The sequence below is a fragment of the Enterovibrio makurazakiensis genome (assembly GCF_050336585.1).
GTDB classification, from domain to species: domain Bacteria; phylum Pseudomonadota; class Gammaproteobacteria; order Enterobacterales; family Vibrionaceae; genus Enterovibrio; species Enterovibrio gelatinilyticus.
In genome coordinates this window covers 42,090-59,655 of record NZ_JAKJSE010000031.1, presented here as the reverse complement: position 1 = coordinate 59,655, position 17,566 = coordinate 42,090, and the positions used below count along the sequence as shown (strand labels likewise).

Genomic DNA, 17,566 nt, shown 5'->3' with positions numbered 1-17,566 from the left:
ATCGTCGCCACTATTCTAGAGTGGGCCACTGCCCCTCTCGGCCTTACGCCTAGCATTTGACAAAAGCACGCTTCACGCTAAAAAAGAGATAAAAAATCGCCATGAGAAAAGCAGTTCTCCTTCTATGTACTGCGCTGTTCACAGGGTGTGCGATACCCCCTGAAAGCAACGACATTGTTACACCACCTATTGCTGGGCAGCCCCTCTCAGATGCCAACAAGAAAGCAATCGCCACCTTATTTTCGCTGCTCGCCAAAGAAGCCAAGAAACACTGGGGGGATGACGATTACGTTGAATCCAGTAAGCATCGCTATGTGAAATATCTTGATGGCTATCAAACACGCGCACACATTGATTTTGAGGCGGGGAAAATTTACGTTTCAACCGTGTCTCAGCACCAACCGATGGAAAAACTGCACAAAGCTATCGTACAGACGGTACTGATGCCCGCCGATCCGAAAGACGTAGAACAGTTCAGCGACAAAGATGTAAAGCTCACAGGTAAACCTTTCTTCATGGGGCAAATTGTCGACCAGGAAGGAAAATCCATTGAGTGGGAGTGGCGCGCCAATCGCTTTGCCGGTTATATGATTGAGAACAAGCTACAATCCAAAGCAATTAAGCAAGGCAAAGCGTATTACGTTCAAATTGATATGGTGAAAGACCACCTTGAGCAACGCGAATACCAATACGCCAATTTAGTACGTGATGCTTCAAAGCGCTATGATATTCCCGAAGATCTGATTTACGCGGTGATCAAAACCGAAAGTAGCTTCAATCCATACGCGGTTAGTCATGCTGGTGCTTACGGCTTAATGCAAGTCATCCCAAAAACGGCAGGTGCGGATGTGTTTAATCTGGTCAAGAAAAAGCCGGGCATGCCGACCAAGGAATACCTCTTCGATCCAGCAAGTAACATTGATACTGGTACGGCTTACCTGCATATTCTGAAAACCCGCTACCTGCGCGAAGTAACGAATCCATCTTCACGCCACTTCAGCATGATTTCGGCATATAACAGCGGGACAGGTGGCGTACTTTCCACCTTCCACACAGACAGAAAGAAAGCCATGGTGATGTTGAACCAGAAATCACCGACTCAGGTGTACGACGCGCTCACCACCGAGCACCCGAAAGATGAAGCGAGGCGCTACTTGCAAAAAGTGCTGTATTTCCAAAAAGACTTCAGCCAAGGAAAGATATAAATACTAACGCCCCAAATAAGGGGCGTTTTTTGATCAGTTTCGCAGCCACTTATACATCACGTAACTATCAACCAAGCCTAACTGAGCATGCTGATAGGCTTTAGGGATCGTACCGACAATAGCAAACCCGAGTTTCTCCCAAAGCCTAACGGCGGCGTCATTAGTCGACACAACGCTATTAAACTGCATGGCATCGAAGCCAAGTTCAATGGCTACGTGTTGTGAATGTTCACACATACGACGCGCAATGCCTTTGCCTCTGGCCTCACTGGATACCATATAGCCACAATTACAAATGTGGCTACTCGGCCCCATCGCATTTGGCTTAATATAATACGTGCCAAGAACATGTCCATTTTCAACAAAGACAAAAGCTTTTTGCGGCATTTCACACCATAAAGTATAAGCCTGTGCTTGCGTCATACTTGGGTCAAAAGCATAGGTTTCTTGCGCCTGAATTACCGCGGAGAAAGTCGGCCAGAACAATGCAAAATCTTCTCTGGTGATGTCCCTAATCATACTGCTTTCCCTATGAGTATTCTGTTTATGGCGTCTGTCACGTAGAGCCAGCGATACCTTTAGCCTGATGCACCTTGTGACGATTCTTGCGTGCCTGAGCCTGTTCTAATTTGATTGAACAATGGACTGGTGCGTCTTAAAACGCTTATCAGCCATTCATGATGTTTGCGCTCACAACACGCACTCCAACCTTGCACCCTTGACGTCAAACCCCAGTTTTTTAAACAAGGCTTGAGATCGGAAGTTATCACCATCGATATCGGCATTTAGCTTTCTGATACCGAATGACTTTGCATACGCAAACAGCAACAACAGTGCTTCTGACATATAACCTTGCTGCCAGTACTCTGAATTCAGCAAACAACCCACTTCACATGAGTGGTCAGCTTCACTAAAACTATGCAAACCACACGTCCCAATAACTTTATTTGAGGCTCGCTCTACCACCGCCCATTCCAATGACTCACCGGACTTCTCTAGCCGTACCACGCTTTCCAGCAATTGCAGAATCATCCCTTGAGAACTAAACACTGGGTCTGACGCAAACTCCATGGTTTGGGCATTGCCATAAATCTCAAACAGATCGTCGGCATCACTCGTTTGGATGGTCCTTAAATCAACTCGGTTTCCCGATAAATCAGGTTTCATTTTTCTCCTTTGCCCTAAACAAAGTCATGCGGAAGCTAGGAAAAACCGACTCGGAAATGACTGATTCACATATCAGTGGAGAAATAACTCCTATCGCCAATTTTCAGGATTATTGCATTTCTCACTTTCTAAGTACTTTTCTGGAAGTGTCGCGATATAGGCTTCGCCCGCACATGTACCTATGATGGTTCCCCAATGAGATCCATCCTTGGGCTGCACGAAAATTTCTGGCAACTGATCTTGATAGTTGGTTAAGCAAACTCGTGTTGCGGATGCCGCTGTTTCTTCGCACTGTACGGGAGTGACATCAAAGCACTGTCGGAAATACTGTTGGGGGGCACAGAATGCGGTGGGTAGCGCTGTTTTCATCGCGTTGACCCAGTCTGCTTTCTCAACTTCAAATGCACTTGTCGAAAAAGACCCTGCGATAGATAACAAAGCGACATATTTTAGAACGTTCATTTACCTTCCTTATTGGTATATACCCAAATAACCTAAAGATGCAGGATTCAGCGAGGTTTACCGACGTTATGATCAAGGCGTCTGCAAACTCGCACGAAGGGAGACCCTCAGGTTGATTGAGTTAACGTTGATTGAGTTAAGGTTGAGAGATAACACGTCGAAATCTTAGAGATTAAAGCACGCATGTTGAAGCCTTTTAACATCCAGTTAGCGACTCTTAGAGGCATGTTTTATCTTAATGATTAGACATACAAAACTATCAATTCATCCTGACTGAATTGTAAGCACATCGGGTTCAACGCTTTGTTGCAGAGTAGAGAATATAGTACGAAGTTAAAAGCGAGAAAGCGATTTGTCGTTGCCGACAAATCGCTAAACTAAAATGCCTGAGGCATAGACACGTTCACGCCTAAACCCGGTTTGCTGTCTGTAAGTGTGATCGTGCCGTGATGCAAGCCTGCAACGGCCTTGGCGAGAGAAAGCCCTAAGCCTAAACCACCATCGGTACGGCTTTTGTCCACGCGATATAATCGCTCAAACACACGCTCTCGCTCCGCTTCGGGAATACCTGGCCCGTTATCTTCGACAGTTAACCAAACGTCGTGGCTGGTTGACGATCTGCCGCAACTTAACTTGATTTGGCTGCCTTCAGGGCAGTATCTCAGGGCATTTTCAATCAGGTTCGCGACTTGTTGAATAAGCAGTTCTCTGTCGCCTTGCAACAAAAGCGGTTCAGTTGGCAGATTCACCACCAACAGCATTCCGGCATCCTCAGCGACATCACCATAGATTTCCGTCACGGTATCCATGATTTGTACCAAGTCCACCTGTGTAAAACGGCTTCGACGGGCTCCTGATTCAATTTGAGATATACGTAGAAGCGCATCAAAAATTGAAGCCAATCGTTGTGAATCGGACAACGCATGATCAAGCTCCAGCATAAACGCGTCTTGCTCTGTCACGTTCAATACTTCGGCCTCTTCACGCAACGTTAAAAGGTTATGGCGTAAACGGGTAATTGGTGTTTTTAGTTCGTGGGCGATGTTGGACGAAATATCGCTCATTGCCGCGACGGAGCCTTCAAGGCGAGATAGCATTTCATCGACGGAAACCGAGATTCGGGCGAGGTCATTGTAGGTATGTCGTTCACCTGTACGCGCAGACAAATCGCCATCGGCAGCTAAATTCAAAACACGCTCAATACGGTTAATGCGTTTTTGGCTCATTCGCCCCATAGCAATCACGATGGCTGTAGTTAACAGCGACACCAAGATACCTGCGAGAATAAATCCTGACGTGAGTACTGCCAGAATTTCATCGTCTTCGATGGGGTCATCATCAATCTTTCTTTCATGCCCTTTGACAAGCTCAAGAGATTCTTTGACGATTTCACGATTTTGGCTGCTCAGTTCGTGCTCAACATAAACAAACGTCACCGTCGCCATGAGCACAAGACTAAGCAGGGAGACCGCACCAAACATTAAGCCTTGCTGGGTCGCGGAGGTTTTCATCCAAGACGGGAGTCGGTCTAAAAGCCGACGGCGAGAGAGCAGCCGTCGGAGAGACGTTAAATAGGTTGCGATCATTTCACATCCCCGCGATCGTCTAAACGAGGTTCTTCGAGGCTGTTTGCTCGTATCTTGCGGTCAAGCTTGTAACCCGCGCCCCGCACCGTTTGGATCAAGGTATCCCCAAAGGGTTTTTCGAGTTTGTTCCTCAAGCGGCTGATATGCGTTTCTACTACGCTGGTTTGAGGATCAAAGTGAATATCCCAAACATGCTCAAGCAACATAGTACGCGTGATCACGCGCCCAGGGTGGCGCAAGAACAGTTCAAGAATACGAAACTCTTTTGGCTGAAGATCAAGCGCCACACCTTGGCGTGTTGCTGTATGTTCGAACAAATTGACCACGACATCGTCGTAGCTCAGTTCAGGGTTGGTTTCATTGGCTTTCAACACCGAGCGGCGAGATAAAGCCGTTACTCGCGCAAGCAGTTCTGAGAAGGCAAAAGGCTTGGTTAGGTAGTCATCACCACCCGCTTCTAGTCCTTCCACACGGTCATCAACACCGCCCAAAGAAGTAAGAAATAAAATCGGCGTGCCGATTTGTGCGGCGCGGAGTGCTTTGACCAATGATAATCCATCTAGGCCTGGGAGCATGCGATCCACTACCGCAACGTCATATTGTTCCGTCATGCAAAGGGTTAACGCGTACTTGCCATTGTCAGTCACTTCAACATGATGGCCCGCTTCACGAAACCCTTTTTCAACAAAACTGCTGAGACTCACATCGTCTTCAACCAGTAGTATTCGCATGCCTTTTCTCTCTATCACTCAGCGGATTACACCGCAGCAATTGGCTCGTCGTTAGCGTTATTATGGGTTGGATTAGCAACGTCATTTTCGAACTGACGCTGTTTCCATGCAGCCATCACTATGGCAGCGACACCCGCTAACAGTGTGATTCCTAGTGTAACCAGTCCCAACATGAAAAGCAGAGAAAAACTCACGACACCAACAACCGTCGTCAGGCCATTTTCTCGAACTCGTTTTGATACTGCTTTGGCACGTAACCATAGGTTTGACATCAGTTTACGCATATTGACTCCTCATCGACGCTACAATATCAGCGTCAGTATTCAGTGTGTGCTGCGTTACCACAGCACGCTTGTAGGATGATATAACTGCTTACTTCGCGTTTTACTTAGCTGCGCTGATCATGGCGTCAATGTGCGTTTCTACACGTTTGCCATTGGCATCCAATAATTCAACTTCATAAGTGATGTCACCCCAGTGGTCGTCGACATCAACGCTCCACGCTTTCCCACCAAACTCGGCTTCAGCTTTCAGAACCGCCTGCTCTAAAGATAAGTAGGTGTTATTTTTTAGCCCTGACAGCCACATCGCATTTTCCACTTGGTCTTCACGATCGTCGTGGTCATGATCGCGACGCTTTTTTGTCAAAATAACGTCACCCGTTTGGGCATCAATCAAGGTTTTTATCTCTTGCCCATCTGTTGTGGCTAATTCAATTTGATAAACAGCCTGACCTTTCTTCATGTCACGCTCAGCTTCCAATGGCACAGCGCCCGTTTCGTTTTTCGCTATTTCTACCGCTTGAAGCAAAGAGACAGCATCTTGATTAAGTGAAGTAGGCGCATCATCTGCATGGGCGACACCCATTGCCATCATGGTGCTCATACCTAGTAGTACAGAAACAGCAGCAGGCTTAAAATTCATCGTATTTTTCATGGTCACGTCCTCGTTATTGGTTTTGTGCGACAGTCTGTGTTGCTGTCGATGAGATAACTTTACGCGGTGTCGTTTTCAAAGAGTTTTCCTGAACTATACATTTTTGTAAGGTTCTCTGTGGCACGCTGTCTTGTTCACAACAAATCACAAAATCGAGGTTTTACAGTGTAAAAACGAAAGAATAAACGCAGAGCATTACGCGGAGAAAAATAAAAAACGCCAGTAGGCACTGGCGTTTGAATAGGTCTTCATATCAACACATTACGCATGTTGAATTTTAAGTTGTTACGGGCGCAATGTGGCGAAGTCCACGGCCTTCCCGCCTTGGGTTAGCGAGAAGAACAAGGTTTCACCGCTGCTATCATCCACACCGTCATTGTCGGTGATGGCGAAGGCACGGCCATTATTGGTAATAGCAAAGCCCTCGATTTTGTCAGTGACGTAGCCCCCCGTCGCTTTCAAATCAGGGATGAAATCGTACACCACCTCTTTTTTGACCAAAGGTAACGGCTCACCTATCGGCGCGGGTTCTACTCCTGCCATGATCACGCGAGTCAATTGCTTCACCTTGGCCGCATCACCGATTTGATTGTCTCGCTCAATGATGTACAACGCACCGTCATACGCTGTAATTTCTGACAAACCAATCCAGCCTTTTTTGACCACATCGATTGGGTAACGTACGGCTTTCCACTCACCCGTCTTGGTGTTGTATTGCAACAACTTAACCGTGCTTTCTGGGTCATCTTTCCAACTACGTTGAATCGCAATCCAAAGATGATCGCCAACGCGGGTGATCCCCTCTGCGCCATAACGCTCTTCCACCGCCAATAATTCCGCAGGGAAGCCAACGGTATCAATGATCTTTCCATTTGCATCGGTTCGGTACAGAGCATGCGGGACGTTCTTGTCTTTTCGACCTTCAGAGGCTAGCCAAAATCCGCCCTTTCCATCCGTGGTGATCCCTTCCAAATCTAGTTTTTGTGCGGGCTTATTGTTTGCAGTAACCGAAATGCGCTGAGTGATTTTGGCAGGTTGGGTTGTCGCATCAATCACGAAGATAGAAGGCTGCGCTTTATAGAAACTGTCATTGACAGCATACAAAATGTTTTCATCATTCGGATCGGCAACCAAGCCGGACAACGCCCCCCAGCCAATAGGTTTGCCATCTTGCATAACAGATTCAATTTGCGGATAAGCGGGTGCATCGGTTGTCACTTGGTAGAGCATCACGTGCGAACGGGCGCCACCATCTTCAATCAAATCCGTTTCGTTTGCGGTCGCCAGTAAACCACGGCTTGGGATCGCAACGGCGGATTCAGGGGAAATGCCAGAAGGTAGCAATTGAACAAATTCAGGTGCTGCACCCGTGTCGCGATAAACACCAACCAGTGAGCCTCGCTCAGAGGTGACAAAGATAAAACGTTCGCCATTGAACGTGCCCACTTCTAGGCCTTCAGGCTCTACACCCTTGTTACCCGAACGTTTTTCTGGGTAGTGCCCCGCCAAGGCCACGCGGTATTCAAAATCTAACCCAGACTCGAACAGCACATTTCCTTTTTTATCGAAAATAGTAAAGCTACGCGAGCCGCCTTGATAGTCGCCTTCGTTTGCGGTGACAAAGCGTGTGTCATCCAGCCATTTCACGGCATCAGGTTCGCGTTTGCGCGCCATTTGTTTACCGTCAAACGTTAGGGCACGTTCTTCATCCAAATCCACGTTATTTAAATCCACATCTCCGGCAGAGAAGTCGTTGATCACCGTTCCTGTTTTACCGTTAACCACAACGAGATGGTTGTTCTCTTGTAGAGTCACGACCACTTCACCCAAGGCATTAATGTCTACGAACTCAGGTTCTGGATCACTAGGCGCGATATTAGACAGCCCCGTCATCGCGACTTTCATTTGCCCATCACAGTCCAACACGCCGTTGGCAAGCGGAATAAGTGACAAATGACCTGCAGGAAATTGAGGTAACACGCCGTCATTCAAATCTTCGTCGCGCTCATTTTCAATGGCAATCGCGACAAAGCTACCGTCTTTTGCCACGGCAACAGAATCTGGCTGCCCCCCTAAATCACACTTGGCAATTTGCTTGCCAGTATTCAAACGGCCTTGCAGCAAAAAGCCGGACGGTTGCGTGTAACTTTGCGACGTATTAATGGCGCTAACAAAGGTGTTTCCTACCACGTCGACGGAGGTTGGTTCACCACCCATTGAGATAAAGCCTTTGCTCCTTGGTTGTTTAGGATCGCGGATATCGACCATACCAATGCCTGCCAATGGGCTGTCGGAATACACGAGTGTATTACCATCTTCACTGACAGCTATAATTTCCGCAGAGCTTTCATGCGCTCGATCCACACCTACTGGGATGTTATTGTCCGTTGAAAACGCACTGATGCGGTGAAACGACTGTTTGTCTGCAGCGTGAACGCCCGCCGTCACCGATGCCGCTAAAAGAGAGAGAATAAGAGTGTGCTTCGCACGCATGGGAAAACTCCAAAATACCAAAATAAGACGGCGCTACTTTTTCCTCTGGCGGTGACAACCTCATGACAAAGAGATGGCATTTTGATGATGTGAAATAAATGTGTCTCAGAGCCGTCAATTTAAGTTTCACTGTTTTCACGTTGCAACATTAATGAGATCAAACATCGGGTTGATAGCATGCTCTATGGCCTCACGCTCCCAGACGTGACACTGTTTTCATTCGTCGCCACGATAATGGAGCCTGTCATGCAACTTGCCGAATTGAACATAGCCAAAGCGAAAACCCCGATGGATGATCCTGCCATGAAAGATTTTGTCGATAACCTTGACCCAGTGAATGCCATGGCGGAAGCATCTCCGGGTTTTGTGTGGCGACTGAAAGGTGATTCGGGCAATGCGACAGACATTCAGGTCTTTGACGACCCTGATCTATTAGTCAATCTATCTGTGTGGGACTCCGTGGAATCGTTGAAAACCTTTATGTTCAAAACCCACCACTTGAACATCATGAAACGTCGTAGTGAATGGTTTGAAAAGCCCAAAACGCACACCTATGTCATGTGGTGGATCGAAGATGGGCACATCCCACCATTGCAAGAAGCCGTCGAACGTTTGGAATATCTCCGTGAACACGGTGATAGCCAACATGCCTTCACGTTCGCTGACATCTTTTCGCCGCCAGCCTAACCATCACGTCACCCAATGGAGCACCGCATGAACCCGAACGGAAAAATCAATTACGTTGAATTCCCAGCTTGCGACTTAGACGCGACAAAATCATTTTTTTCAGATGCCTTCGGCTGGACGTTTACCGATTACGGCCCCGATTACACAGCCTTTGCCGATCAGGGTTTAGACGGCGGTTTCTTTCGCGCGAATCAAAGTGCAAGCACGGCTAATGGCTCGGCGCTCATCGTGCTGTACAGCGATGCATTAGAGGAAGCCCAAGACAAAGTAAAAGAAAGCGGCGGAAAAATCGTCCAATCTATATTCTCTTTTCCTGGAGGACGACGCTTTCACTTCACCGAGCCAAGCGGCAATGAACTGGCGGTTTGGTCAGACAAATAAACGGTATTCAGCGATGAGAAAGCAATACCCAATGTAGAAGAAAAGATTGCCGAAAATAAGCAAAAAGCCGCATCAGCGGCTTTATCTTTTTGTGAATCAGCTCCTTTGCGAAAGCGACGTTGGGATCTCTCCCACGCCCTGCTTGTCATTAGAAACTTGAAAGGAAGAACGGAATCATCAGTGCGTTCACCAAATCAATAAAGAATGCACACACTAACGGCACGATAATGAACGCAAGGTGAGAGTTACCGTAGCGTTGCGATACCGCTGACATGTTAGCCATGGCTGTCGGTGTTGAGCCCAATGAAATCCCGCCAAAACCACTACAAATGACAGCCGCATCGAAATTCTTACCCATAGCGGGAAATACCACATAGATATTGATCAAAATCGCCACCAAGAACTGCGCAGCAAGAATGGTAAAGATAGGCCCCGCCAAATCGATCAACGTCCATAGCTGCATACTCATCAAAGACATGGCTAAGAAGGTGCCTAGCGAAATATCAGCAAGCAACGCAACAGCAGGTTTACGTGAAGGCCATGTGGTACCAGTGAGTCGTGGAAATGAATTAGGCACAATGTTAGTCATGATGATGCCAGCGAACAAACAGCTCACAAATAACGGTAACTGCAAACCTAGTTGGCTAATACCTTCATTGATTCCAAAGCCCAAGATAATACAAACATGAATGGCAAACACGGCATCAAGAAAATCAAAGCTGTTGATTTGCTCTGGGGCTTTGTTATCCGCAGAACCAATATCTAACGGTTCGACACTATTCGGCTTTAGTTGGTGCTTATTGATCAAAAACTTGGCAATGGGCCCCCCCATCAAACTGGCGAGAATCAAACCAAAGGTTGCGCTCGCTATGCCAATTTCCATTGCATTCGAGATACCGTACTCTTCGGCGATCCGCGGTGACCAGGCAATCGCCGTACCGTGACCGCCAATCAATGAAACACTACCACCTAACAAACCCACAGGCGCATCTAGCCCAAACAGACTGGCAACACTAATGCCCGTTAAGTTCTGAATCACCATGTAACCAATAGTGATGAGCAGCAAAACCACCAGCGGTTTTCCGCCTTGCATCAGGTCTTTCAAACTAGAGTTGATGCCAATCGTGGTAAAGAAGTAGACGAGAAGAATGTCTCTCGCCACTAGGTTAAATGACACCTCAAGGCTGGTAAATGCATAGAAAAGAGAGAAAAGCACCGAGAACAAAATACCGCCTGTGACGGGTTCTGGAATACTGAATTCTTTTAAAAAGGGAATCGCTTGGTTAAGTCGTCGACCAATAAAGAGCACAAGGATCCCTATCGTTACGGCGAAAAACGCATTAATTTGAATGAGATTTTGTTCGAGCAAAACGTCCATTGTTTATCTGACCCATTATTGTTGATGATTAATAAATGCAGATAGCTAACCACACGAAAATAAAGAGAAACAGTAATATTCTGACCGTTATATGGGCGAGGGATTGTGATGATTGATTTTGCGAGTGACTCTACAACAAGCACGACTGTTCGGAAGAAACAGACTTGCTGTTGAAAAACGGTCAGCGACAAAGCTTATCATCGGTAACGATCGACAATGAGTTATCTCGTTCGCTGACATTCAGTGCGGTTGCACCATAGCGCTATCAAACCGCAGTAAGCACCTCGACACGGAAAACTCGGCGGCAACGCTCAAGAAACACGCCATAGAACATGCCCAATATGCCTGATAACACCGCATTACTCGCGACAGCGGTAATAATTTGGCTCGGCTCTGCACCCACACTAAACAAAATGGCAGCATAAACTGGCGATTGAAACGTCACATAAGCAAAGAAATCCGCAGCACGTTTGCTCAAGCGAGACGACGAGTGGCGCTTTGCAAATGCAAGGATGCTGTCTCGGAACACGCCGTAAGGCCACGCGATCATAATGTTAACTGGGATCGATAGCAGTCGGGATGCCAGCGATTGTTCAAATGACATACCAGACACGAAGATCTCGATCATCATGCCTGTCACAAAGCAAAACACCACCATGGCAAACATGTCAGCCACGACAGAACGAACGCGGTTAGCGCCTTTCATTTCTCACCCCAAAATCGCATCAAAATAGTGCAGCAAAACGCTGCTAAAAAGTCTTAAAACGTGAACACGTTATTCGGCTATTAGAACAAAAGACGGGCAAATTTTGACAACATATTTATCGAAATACACAGTATTTAATTTTAACTTACATGTGAAAATTAGAATTAAACACTTCGACATATTGAAAGGGTATCTTGCTGTGTTTATAGGATTATTTTGATTTCCTAGAAAGGTCTCTTGCCATGATAAGCGCCAGCCCAAGTACCTGTAAGAACAATGCGAGGTTTCGATAGGCCGAAATTTTCCCACCCAAATCGCGTTGGGTTTCCGCCAAGGAAAGGTTATCGAGATATAACGTATCAATCTTATTTCTTAGGAGATCCTGCTTCTTGTCTATGCTGGACATAATCATAGGCATGTTCTGCAGAGAAATGTTGATATCCGCCATGTCACTAAACGATGCCAACAATCGTTTGCTAAACATTTCAGTTAAGGCGTTATTTTCCGTGCTACTCGCCAAGATGATCGTGATGGTTTCACGGCGTCGCTCAAGTGCGTCGACTTGTTGCCATGTGAGTTGAATGATTTGGTTATTGTTGGTTTGCGTTTCAATCACTAAGGCGGCCTCCTCGCCCAAGTCATCAATCACAAAGTTTGTCATCAAGGCTGCTACAATATTCAGCACAAGCCCTATGGCAACAATCACCCACGTTGGCATTCCTATTCGCACACCTTCACTCCTTGTTTATCCTTACATGATCACATCCCTAACCATGGACGCCACCAAACCCGTATACAACTTCAGGTATAGTTGAGAACAGAACGTGCGGATACCCGATTACTTTCAATACTGTGTTTTTCTTAGCATTAAAACGAAACAAAGCCAGCATAATGCTGGCTTTGTGCATGCTCAGAGAAAGAGGGTTCAGAACGAAGGTCTACGCGCTTTGCGCAACCGGCATGATATGGGCAAGCTTCAAATAAGAGTGTAATTCGCCGTTCTTATATTCGATGGCAGAGTGGATATTTACCGATTTATTGGCAATCACACGGCTTTGGTAGATATTGTTACCCTTGATGATTTCAATATCCAAAACACCTTGTTCTAACTTCCAACTTCCTTTCGTCGGGAGTCGATTGAAGAGCGTATATTCTTCCAACGACCCATCCAGATGCAAAAACAACTCAGTCACATAACCTGCGCTGCACGTTTTGATCCAACGCTGACCACTCACATCAGCATTTGAAAAGGACCGCTTGCTCGACATCCAATCAAAAAGCGCAATCGCATCGACGTCTGACACATCTGGCAATTGCTCAATATTTAGCATGGCTGCGGTGTCTGACTCACGCATAAAGAGTTGTAAGTATGAACTATTAACCTGTTTTGGCATCTGCTACGTCACTGTCGTTCCATCAAAAAGAAGAAGATAACGCCAAACCTTCCTTCGCTTCATCTGTCTTTTCACAAGAATGTTAACCCGCACCGATATCTGCGCACATTTTCAACAACACAAATAATCTCGCCGTCAAATGAGGATAAATTGTACTGCATCAACAATCATTCACTTGTCGCACTGGAGAGGCGGTCATGCGTGAACTATCTTTAATCTAGGCGGTTCATTATGAGGTTCACTTGATGCGTTATCTCCTTGTAACAACGATACTTTTTGTTCTTATGGCAACATCCACTGCTTTTGCAACCAAGAAAGAAACATTGGGGGAAGTCGTAACCGAAAGAAACGAGTCAATTTGTAAACAAAAGTTCACGCAGGAATTGTTTACTCAGCAACGTATTTTTAGCTCAAATCGTAATGGCGCCGATAGTCGTCGAGTCGCTGAACGAAAAATCGAGGCAGCCCGTGAGAAATACAACCTAACGGCAAGTTACTGCGATGCTTATGATGAACTCCAAACCTTCAATCCCGAAAATTTGGATCGCAAGCCGGGTGATGCTCAATTTAACTAACTAGGCTCGAACACTGTACCCAAGCAGTCCCGCTTTCACTGTTTCCCCTCATGCATCACTGAGTACTAACAAATCTGCGTCGCCTCACCGCGGCGCGATTATTGCCGCTTTATGTGAATGCCCTGTGACTGTAAAGCGCAATGATAAGTCGTTGTTAGACAAATGGTGCAAGCCACTGTTAAAGTGAAACGCATCATTGTTAGTACTCTTTTTAAACCAACCAATAAGCAGGTTATCCCGCTATGCGACCTAACACTTCAGCTTTGGCTTCTCTTCGTACTTTTTCACGCCCTTTACTTGCGGCTTCAGTACTCGCGCTCTCCTTAACGGGTTGCTCAGACAATGAAGTGGGAGACGTAAGCTTAGGTCTATTCACCACCAAAGATATCAAAATACAAATTTTCAATGACCCTGAGGTATCAGGTGTCACTTGTCACATCAGTCATGTTAAAGCAGATTTGGATTTTTCAGATCCTTCAGATATGGGGATCTCTTGTCGTCAAACTGGTGAGATCACTGAAGAAATGATTGAAAATGTCGACAAGTCAAAGTCAGGTGAAGTGGTCTTTACCGCATCGAAAAGTATTCTGTTCAAATCAATGAAGATACGCCGTATTTTCGATAGTGAAAACCAAACCTTGATGTATCTGTCTTACTCGACCAAAGAGACCCAAGGTAGCCACAAGCACAGCCTCTCAACCGTACCTTTGTGGGGTACCAAGGCATGGAAGGCCCCTGTCACGACCAATTAATCAACAACCAAGGGTGATTTGCAGTGTAAATCACCCTTGGCCGTAGGCTTTTCTCTTTCCTGTCGCTAAGATACCCGCTTGCATTTAATAGGGTACTTACCATGACTACGCATCTTTCCGTTCACGACATCGAACAAGAAACAACACAATGGTTAGAGCAGGTCGTCATTGGCCTTAACCTTTGCCCTTTTGCTGCCAAACCGCAGCGCAACAAACAGATTAAAATTGAAGTGTGTGAAGGAACAGATGATCAGACGGTCATGGATTGTCTGCTTGCCGAACTGACACTACTCGATAGCAGTGACGCGGCAGAACTGGAAACTACCCTAGTTGTCACCCCGAATATTTTCCAAGACTTTGACGACTACAATCAATTTTTGGATGTCGCAGACATGCTGGTTGACCAGTTTGGCTGGCGAGGGATTTATCAGATTGCCAGTTTCCACCCAAACTATTGTTTTGCAGATGTAGAGCCTGAGGACGAAAGTAACCTCACCAATCGTTCGCCGTACCCCGTTTTTCACCTTATCCGCGAAGCGAGTATCGAGAAAGCGTTCAAATACTATGGTGGAAACGCGGAAGACATTCCTCAGATCAACATCGACCGCGTATGTGGACTTTCTGAAGCGGAAAAGAAAACCCTATTCCCGTATTTGTTTAGGGCGACACCACATCGCTAACTACACCACCAACTGCGCTACTAACCACACAGTTAAACGATGCAACTGTATCGCCGGACAACGACAAGCTGAGCGAATCGCCATGGTGGAGTTGTCCCACACCTTTTGGCGTCCCCGTCAGGACGATGTCTCCGGGAAGCAAGGTGAAATACTGAGTTAGATGACATATTAAGCTGATTATCGGTGTAATCATTAACGCGGTATTACCACGCTGGCGCGGCGCCCCATTGATATCTAGCCCATATTGAATTGCGCTCAAATCATCCGTTTTGTTCACGCAAACAAAAGGGGATTGTACGCAACTACCATCAAACGCTTTTGAAATCTCCCAGGGCAGCCCTTTTTCTTTTAACGCACTCTGCGCTTCACGTCGCGTCAGATCCAGCGCAACACCAATACCTGCAATCGCGTCTTGCACGTCTAATGCTGATGCATGGGTTAGTGGCTTATCAATGAGAACCGATAGCTCCGCTTCATAATGTATGGGCGCTAATTCCGCTCGAAGCACCACGTTTGAGGATGTCCCAACCAATGCAGTTGAAGGTTTGATAAACAACACTGGCTCATCTGGTACTGGGTTATTGAGTTCTTGTGCGTGTTCCACGTAGTTTCTACCAATACAAACCACTTTCCCTGTCGGCAATGCAATGTCGCCGCCACTTAACCATTGATGCGAATACATGGGTTCTCCTTCCCTGTGTTTCTGTCTATAACATCTCTATCTCGTATTCAATATCACCAGTGTACTCGATTCTTAACATTAACAAAGGTAGGCGCTCTCCTTACCGAAAGGTTAAGCACAACAAGATGGTTGCTGAATGCATCAATACAGCTGACTGACTTTGCATTAAATACGGTCAATTCCAATGAGATAACATCTCACTTTTAACACATTGACTTGCTTATAATAAAACTAGATCTGGCGTTGATTTTTCTGGCTAGTCACGCGTAATGGTAAGACCTAGTTGGCAATTTACTAAATACCATGTTGTTGAATTAACTAGTCAGGTCAAGGCTTACTGTATGACTGACCATTCAACTAGGTTAACTGAAATCGAATGAATCTTTTTGACTACGATATGCCTCTGTCATGCGTCATTTTCGATTGTGACGGTACGCTAGTCGACAGTGAAATACTCAGCCAAAAGGCCATGGTTGACGTGTTTGCGCACTATGGCATCGTACTTGATTTACAGGAATGTTTAGATAATTTTCAAGGTGGCAAGCTCGCCGACATTTTGCTGCAAACTTGTGAGCGATACGGGCTCTCGATTTCGTTAGATGAGCTCGAACCGCTGTATCGTGAAAAGTGTGAAATGCTGTTCAAAACCCATCTGCAGCCGATTGAGGGAGTGCCTGAGTTACTAAGCATGCTGGAGAATGCGGGAGTGGACATATGCGTCGCATCCAATGGGCCCATTGAGAAAATGAAGATGTCGCTTGAGATGACAGGGCTGCTACCACATTTTGCAGGTCGCTTATTTAGCGCGTTTGATGCTAACAGTTGGAAACCTGCGCCGGATTTACTGCACTACTCCGCCATGAATATGGCTGCGCCAACGGATCAATGTTTATTTGTGGATGATACGATTATCGGTGTCCAAGCAGGCGTGAATGCAGGCATGAGGACTATATATTTGAACAGCAGTAAACGGGTTCAAATAGACCACCCTTTGGTAACATGCGTCAGGTCTATTAAAGAACTCCACGCATTGATGGCTCGTCTCCCTCTCTCTAACAGTTGGGCTTAGGCACTCACTTCCTCGCGCAATTTAAGACTAAACATTTTTCCTATCAACGTTATTGTTGGGTAACTAACATCCCATCAAGTAGCATTTTCTCCAAAATTTCCGCACCAGAACCCGATGCAAGTCCAAGTACGTCGTCACTAAGCTCTGCCAAAGACTTGTCTTCAAAAACAATCTTTTGATCGACTGTTTCACCATCACTTGCAACACTCAAGGTTGCTTTACCACTCTCATCAGCCAAAGACACAAGATAGTCGCCAATGTTATCGTCATTCGCGCCTTCCAATAAATCATACAGGCTGATGTTGTCCCCCTCAGTCACGTTAAAGTCGGTAATAATATCTACGGCAGGTGCATCAGCATCCCCACGAAGAAACGCGAACACATCTCCCTCTTCGACACCTTGACGCGCGGCCAGTAAATCATCATCTTGATTTGGCGGTGGTTCAAACAAAAATCCACTGTTTGGCCCAACATTGATTTCTCGTTCACCATTTTCTTTCAAGACAGCGCCACCGCGCTCAGTCACGAGAACTTCATCAGGCTTGAGTTCGGCATACATTTCAGCGACCCTCACACTACCGTCAGAGGCAAAAATCAGCGCCTCGCCGTTTAGCTGTGTGATGATCAATTTACTCGCCATGCTTCTTCCCTCAGTACAACCCCTCTCTAGAATGAAAAACGT

At 46.3% G+C, this 17,566-nt stretch carries 21 protein-coding genes; 7 read left to right on the top strand and 14 right to left on the bottom strand.

The genetic code is table 11. The features are described 5' to 3' along the window. Positions 1-101: 101 nt before the first annotated feature. A complete protein-coding gene (gene mltC / locus L4D06_RS21335; RefSeq protein ID WP_429741221.1) occupies positions 102-1,205 on the top strand; it encodes a membrane-bound lytic murein transglycosylase MltC in 1,104 nt (367 codons plus the stop codon). A gap of 33 nt (positions 1,206-1,238) precedes the next feature. On the opposite strand, the gene L4D06_RS21330 is transcribed toward mltC, so the two are convergent. From L4D06_RS21330 to L4D06_RS21295, 8 genes are all read right to left on the bottom strand, one after another. Then, positions 1,239-1,724, bottom strand: a complete 486-nt coding sequence (locus tag L4D06_RS21330) for a GNAT family N-acetyltransferase (RefSeq protein WP_429741219.1) — start codon at positions 1,722-1,724, stop codon at positions 1,239-1,241. 171 nt (positions 1,725-1,895) lie between these two features. Next, positions 1,896-2,372, bottom strand: a complete 477-nt coding sequence (locus L4D06_RS21325; RefSeq protein ID WP_274166220.1) for a GNAT family N-acetyltransferase — start codon at positions 2,370-2,372, stop codon at positions 1,896-1,898. 90 nt (positions 2,373-2,462) lie between these two features. Beyond that, entirely contained in the window at positions 2,463-2,834 is a 372-nt protein-coding gene (locus tag L4D06_RS21320) for a hypothetical protein (RefSeq protein ID WP_274166219.1), read from the bottom strand. Positions 2,835-3,211: 377 nt separating this feature from the next. Further along, positions 3,212-4,420: a sensor histidine kinase gene (locus tag L4D06_RS21315; protein WP_429741217.1), complete on the bottom strand. Its 1,209-nt coding sequence runs from the start codon at positions 4,418-4,420 to the stop codon at positions 3,212-3,214. Beyond that, positions 4,417-5,151 carry a response regulator transcription factor gene (locus L4D06_RS21310; protein WP_429741215.1) on the bottom strand — a complete coding sequence of 245 codons (735 nt, stop codon included), beginning with the start codon at positions 5,149-5,151 and terminating at the stop codon, positions 4,417-4,419. Before L4D06_RS21310 ends, L4D06_RS21315 begins: the two co-directional genes overlap by 4 nt. Before the next feature lie 26 nt (positions 5,152-5,177). Next, positions 5,178-5,435, bottom strand: a complete 258-nt coding sequence (locus L4D06_RS21305) for a hypothetical protein (protein WP_274166216.1) — start codon at positions 5,433-5,435, stop codon at positions 5,178-5,180. A gap of 100 nt (positions 5,436-5,535) precedes the next feature. Then, positions 5,536-6,087 carry a PepSY domain-containing protein gene (locus L4D06_RS21300; RefSeq protein ID WP_429741213.1) on the bottom strand — a complete coding sequence of 184 codons (552 nt, stop codon included), beginning with the start codon at positions 6,085-6,087 and terminating at the stop codon, positions 5,536-5,538. Positions 6,088-6,372: 285 nt separating this feature from the next. Continuing rightward, entirely contained in the window at positions 6,373-8,580 is a 2,208-nt protein-coding gene (locus L4D06_RS21295; RefSeq protein WP_429741211.1) for an esterase-like activity of phytase family protein, read from the bottom strand. Between the two features lie 246 nt (positions 8,581-8,826). On the opposite strand from L4D06_RS21295, the gene L4D06_RS21290 reads away from it, so the two are divergent. Further along, positions 8,827-9,267, top strand: coding sequence for a DUF3291 domain-containing protein (locus L4D06_RS21290; RefSeq protein ID WP_429741209.1), 441 nt, complete (start codon positions 8,827-8,829; stop codon positions 9,265-9,267). Between the two features lie 27 nt (positions 9,268-9,294). Continuing rightward, positions 9,295-9,648, top strand: coding sequence for a VOC family protein (locus L4D06_RS21285; RefSeq protein ID WP_274166213.1), 354 nt, complete (start codon positions 9,295-9,297; stop codon positions 9,646-9,648). 148 nt (positions 9,649-9,796) lie between these two features. On the opposite strand, the gene gltS is transcribed toward L4D06_RS21285, so the two are convergent. The 4 genes from gltS to L4D06_RS21265 form a co-directional block, all read right to left on the bottom strand. Beyond that, positions 9,797-11,026 (bottom strand): sodium/glutamate symporter, encoded by a 1,230-nt coding sequence (gene gltS, locus L4D06_RS21280; RefSeq protein WP_274166212.1) that lies wholly within the window; start codon positions 11,024-11,026, stop codon positions 9,797-9,799. Between the two features lie 265 nt (positions 11,027-11,291). Then, complete coding sequence (locus L4D06_RS21275) at positions 11,292-11,732, bottom strand: L-alanine exporter AlaE (protein ID WP_429741207.1); 441 nt, start codon at positions 11,730-11,732, stop codon at positions 11,292-11,294. Between the two features lie 211 nt (positions 11,733-11,943). Continuing rightward, positions 11,944-12,462 (bottom strand): hypothetical protein, encoded by a 519-nt coding sequence (locus L4D06_RS21270; protein ID WP_274166210.1) that lies wholly within the window; start codon positions 12,460-12,462, stop codon positions 11,944-11,946. Between the two features lie 208 nt (positions 12,463-12,670). Continuing rightward, a complete protein-coding gene (locus L4D06_RS21265) occupies positions 12,671-13,126 on the bottom strand; it encodes a hypothetical protein (RefSeq protein WP_274166209.1) in 456 nt (151 codons plus the stop codon). 245 nt (positions 13,127-13,371) lie between these two features. Here L4D06_RS21265 and L4D06_RS21260 point away from each other — a divergent pair, with 245 nt between their 5' ends. The 3 genes from L4D06_RS21260 (at position 13,372) to L4D06_RS21250 (ending at position 15,133) form a co-directional block, all read left to right on the top strand. Continuing rightward, positions 13,372-13,701, top strand: a complete 330-nt coding sequence (locus tag L4D06_RS21260; protein ID WP_274166208.1) for a hypothetical protein — start codon at positions 13,372-13,374, stop codon at positions 13,699-13,701. 242 nt (positions 13,702-13,943) lie between these two features. Next, entirely contained in the window at positions 13,944-14,453 is a 510-nt protein-coding gene (locus L4D06_RS21255; RefSeq protein ID WP_429741205.1) for a CreA family protein, read from the top strand. A gap of 101 nt (positions 14,454-14,554) precedes the next feature. Further along, positions 14,555-15,133 carry a DUF1415 domain-containing protein gene (locus tag L4D06_RS21250; RefSeq protein ID WP_429741203.1) on the top strand — a complete coding sequence of 193 codons (579 nt, stop codon included), beginning with the start codon at positions 14,555-14,557 and terminating at the stop codon, positions 15,131-15,133. Here L4D06_RS21250 and L4D06_RS21245 read toward each other — a convergent pair. After that, positions 15,111-15,815 carry a fumarylacetoacetate hydrolase family protein gene (locus L4D06_RS21245; RefSeq protein ID WP_429741201.1) on the bottom strand — a complete coding sequence of 235 codons (705 nt, stop codon included), beginning with the start codon at positions 15,813-15,815 and terminating at the stop codon, positions 15,111-15,113. The two genes, L4D06_RS21250 and L4D06_RS21245, sit on opposite strands and share 23 nt — an antisense overlap. A gap of 376 nt (positions 15,816-16,191) precedes the next feature. Between L4D06_RS21245 and yieH the strand changes: the two genes are divergently transcribed. Next, entirely contained in the window at positions 16,192-16,884 is a 693-nt protein-coding gene (yieH, locus tag L4D06_RS21240) for a 6-phosphogluconate phosphatase (RefSeq protein ID WP_429741199.1), read from the top strand. Between the two features lie 49 nt (positions 16,885-16,933). Here the strand turns inward: yieH and L4D06_RS21235 are convergent, their stop codons facing one another. Then, on the bottom strand, positions 16,934-17,524 hold the full coding sequence (locus L4D06_RS21235; protein WP_429741197.1) for a type I secretion C-terminal target domain-containing protein: 591 nt from the start codon (positions 17,522-17,524) through the stop codon (positions 16,934-16,936). Positions 17,525-17,566: the final 42 nt, after the last annotated feature.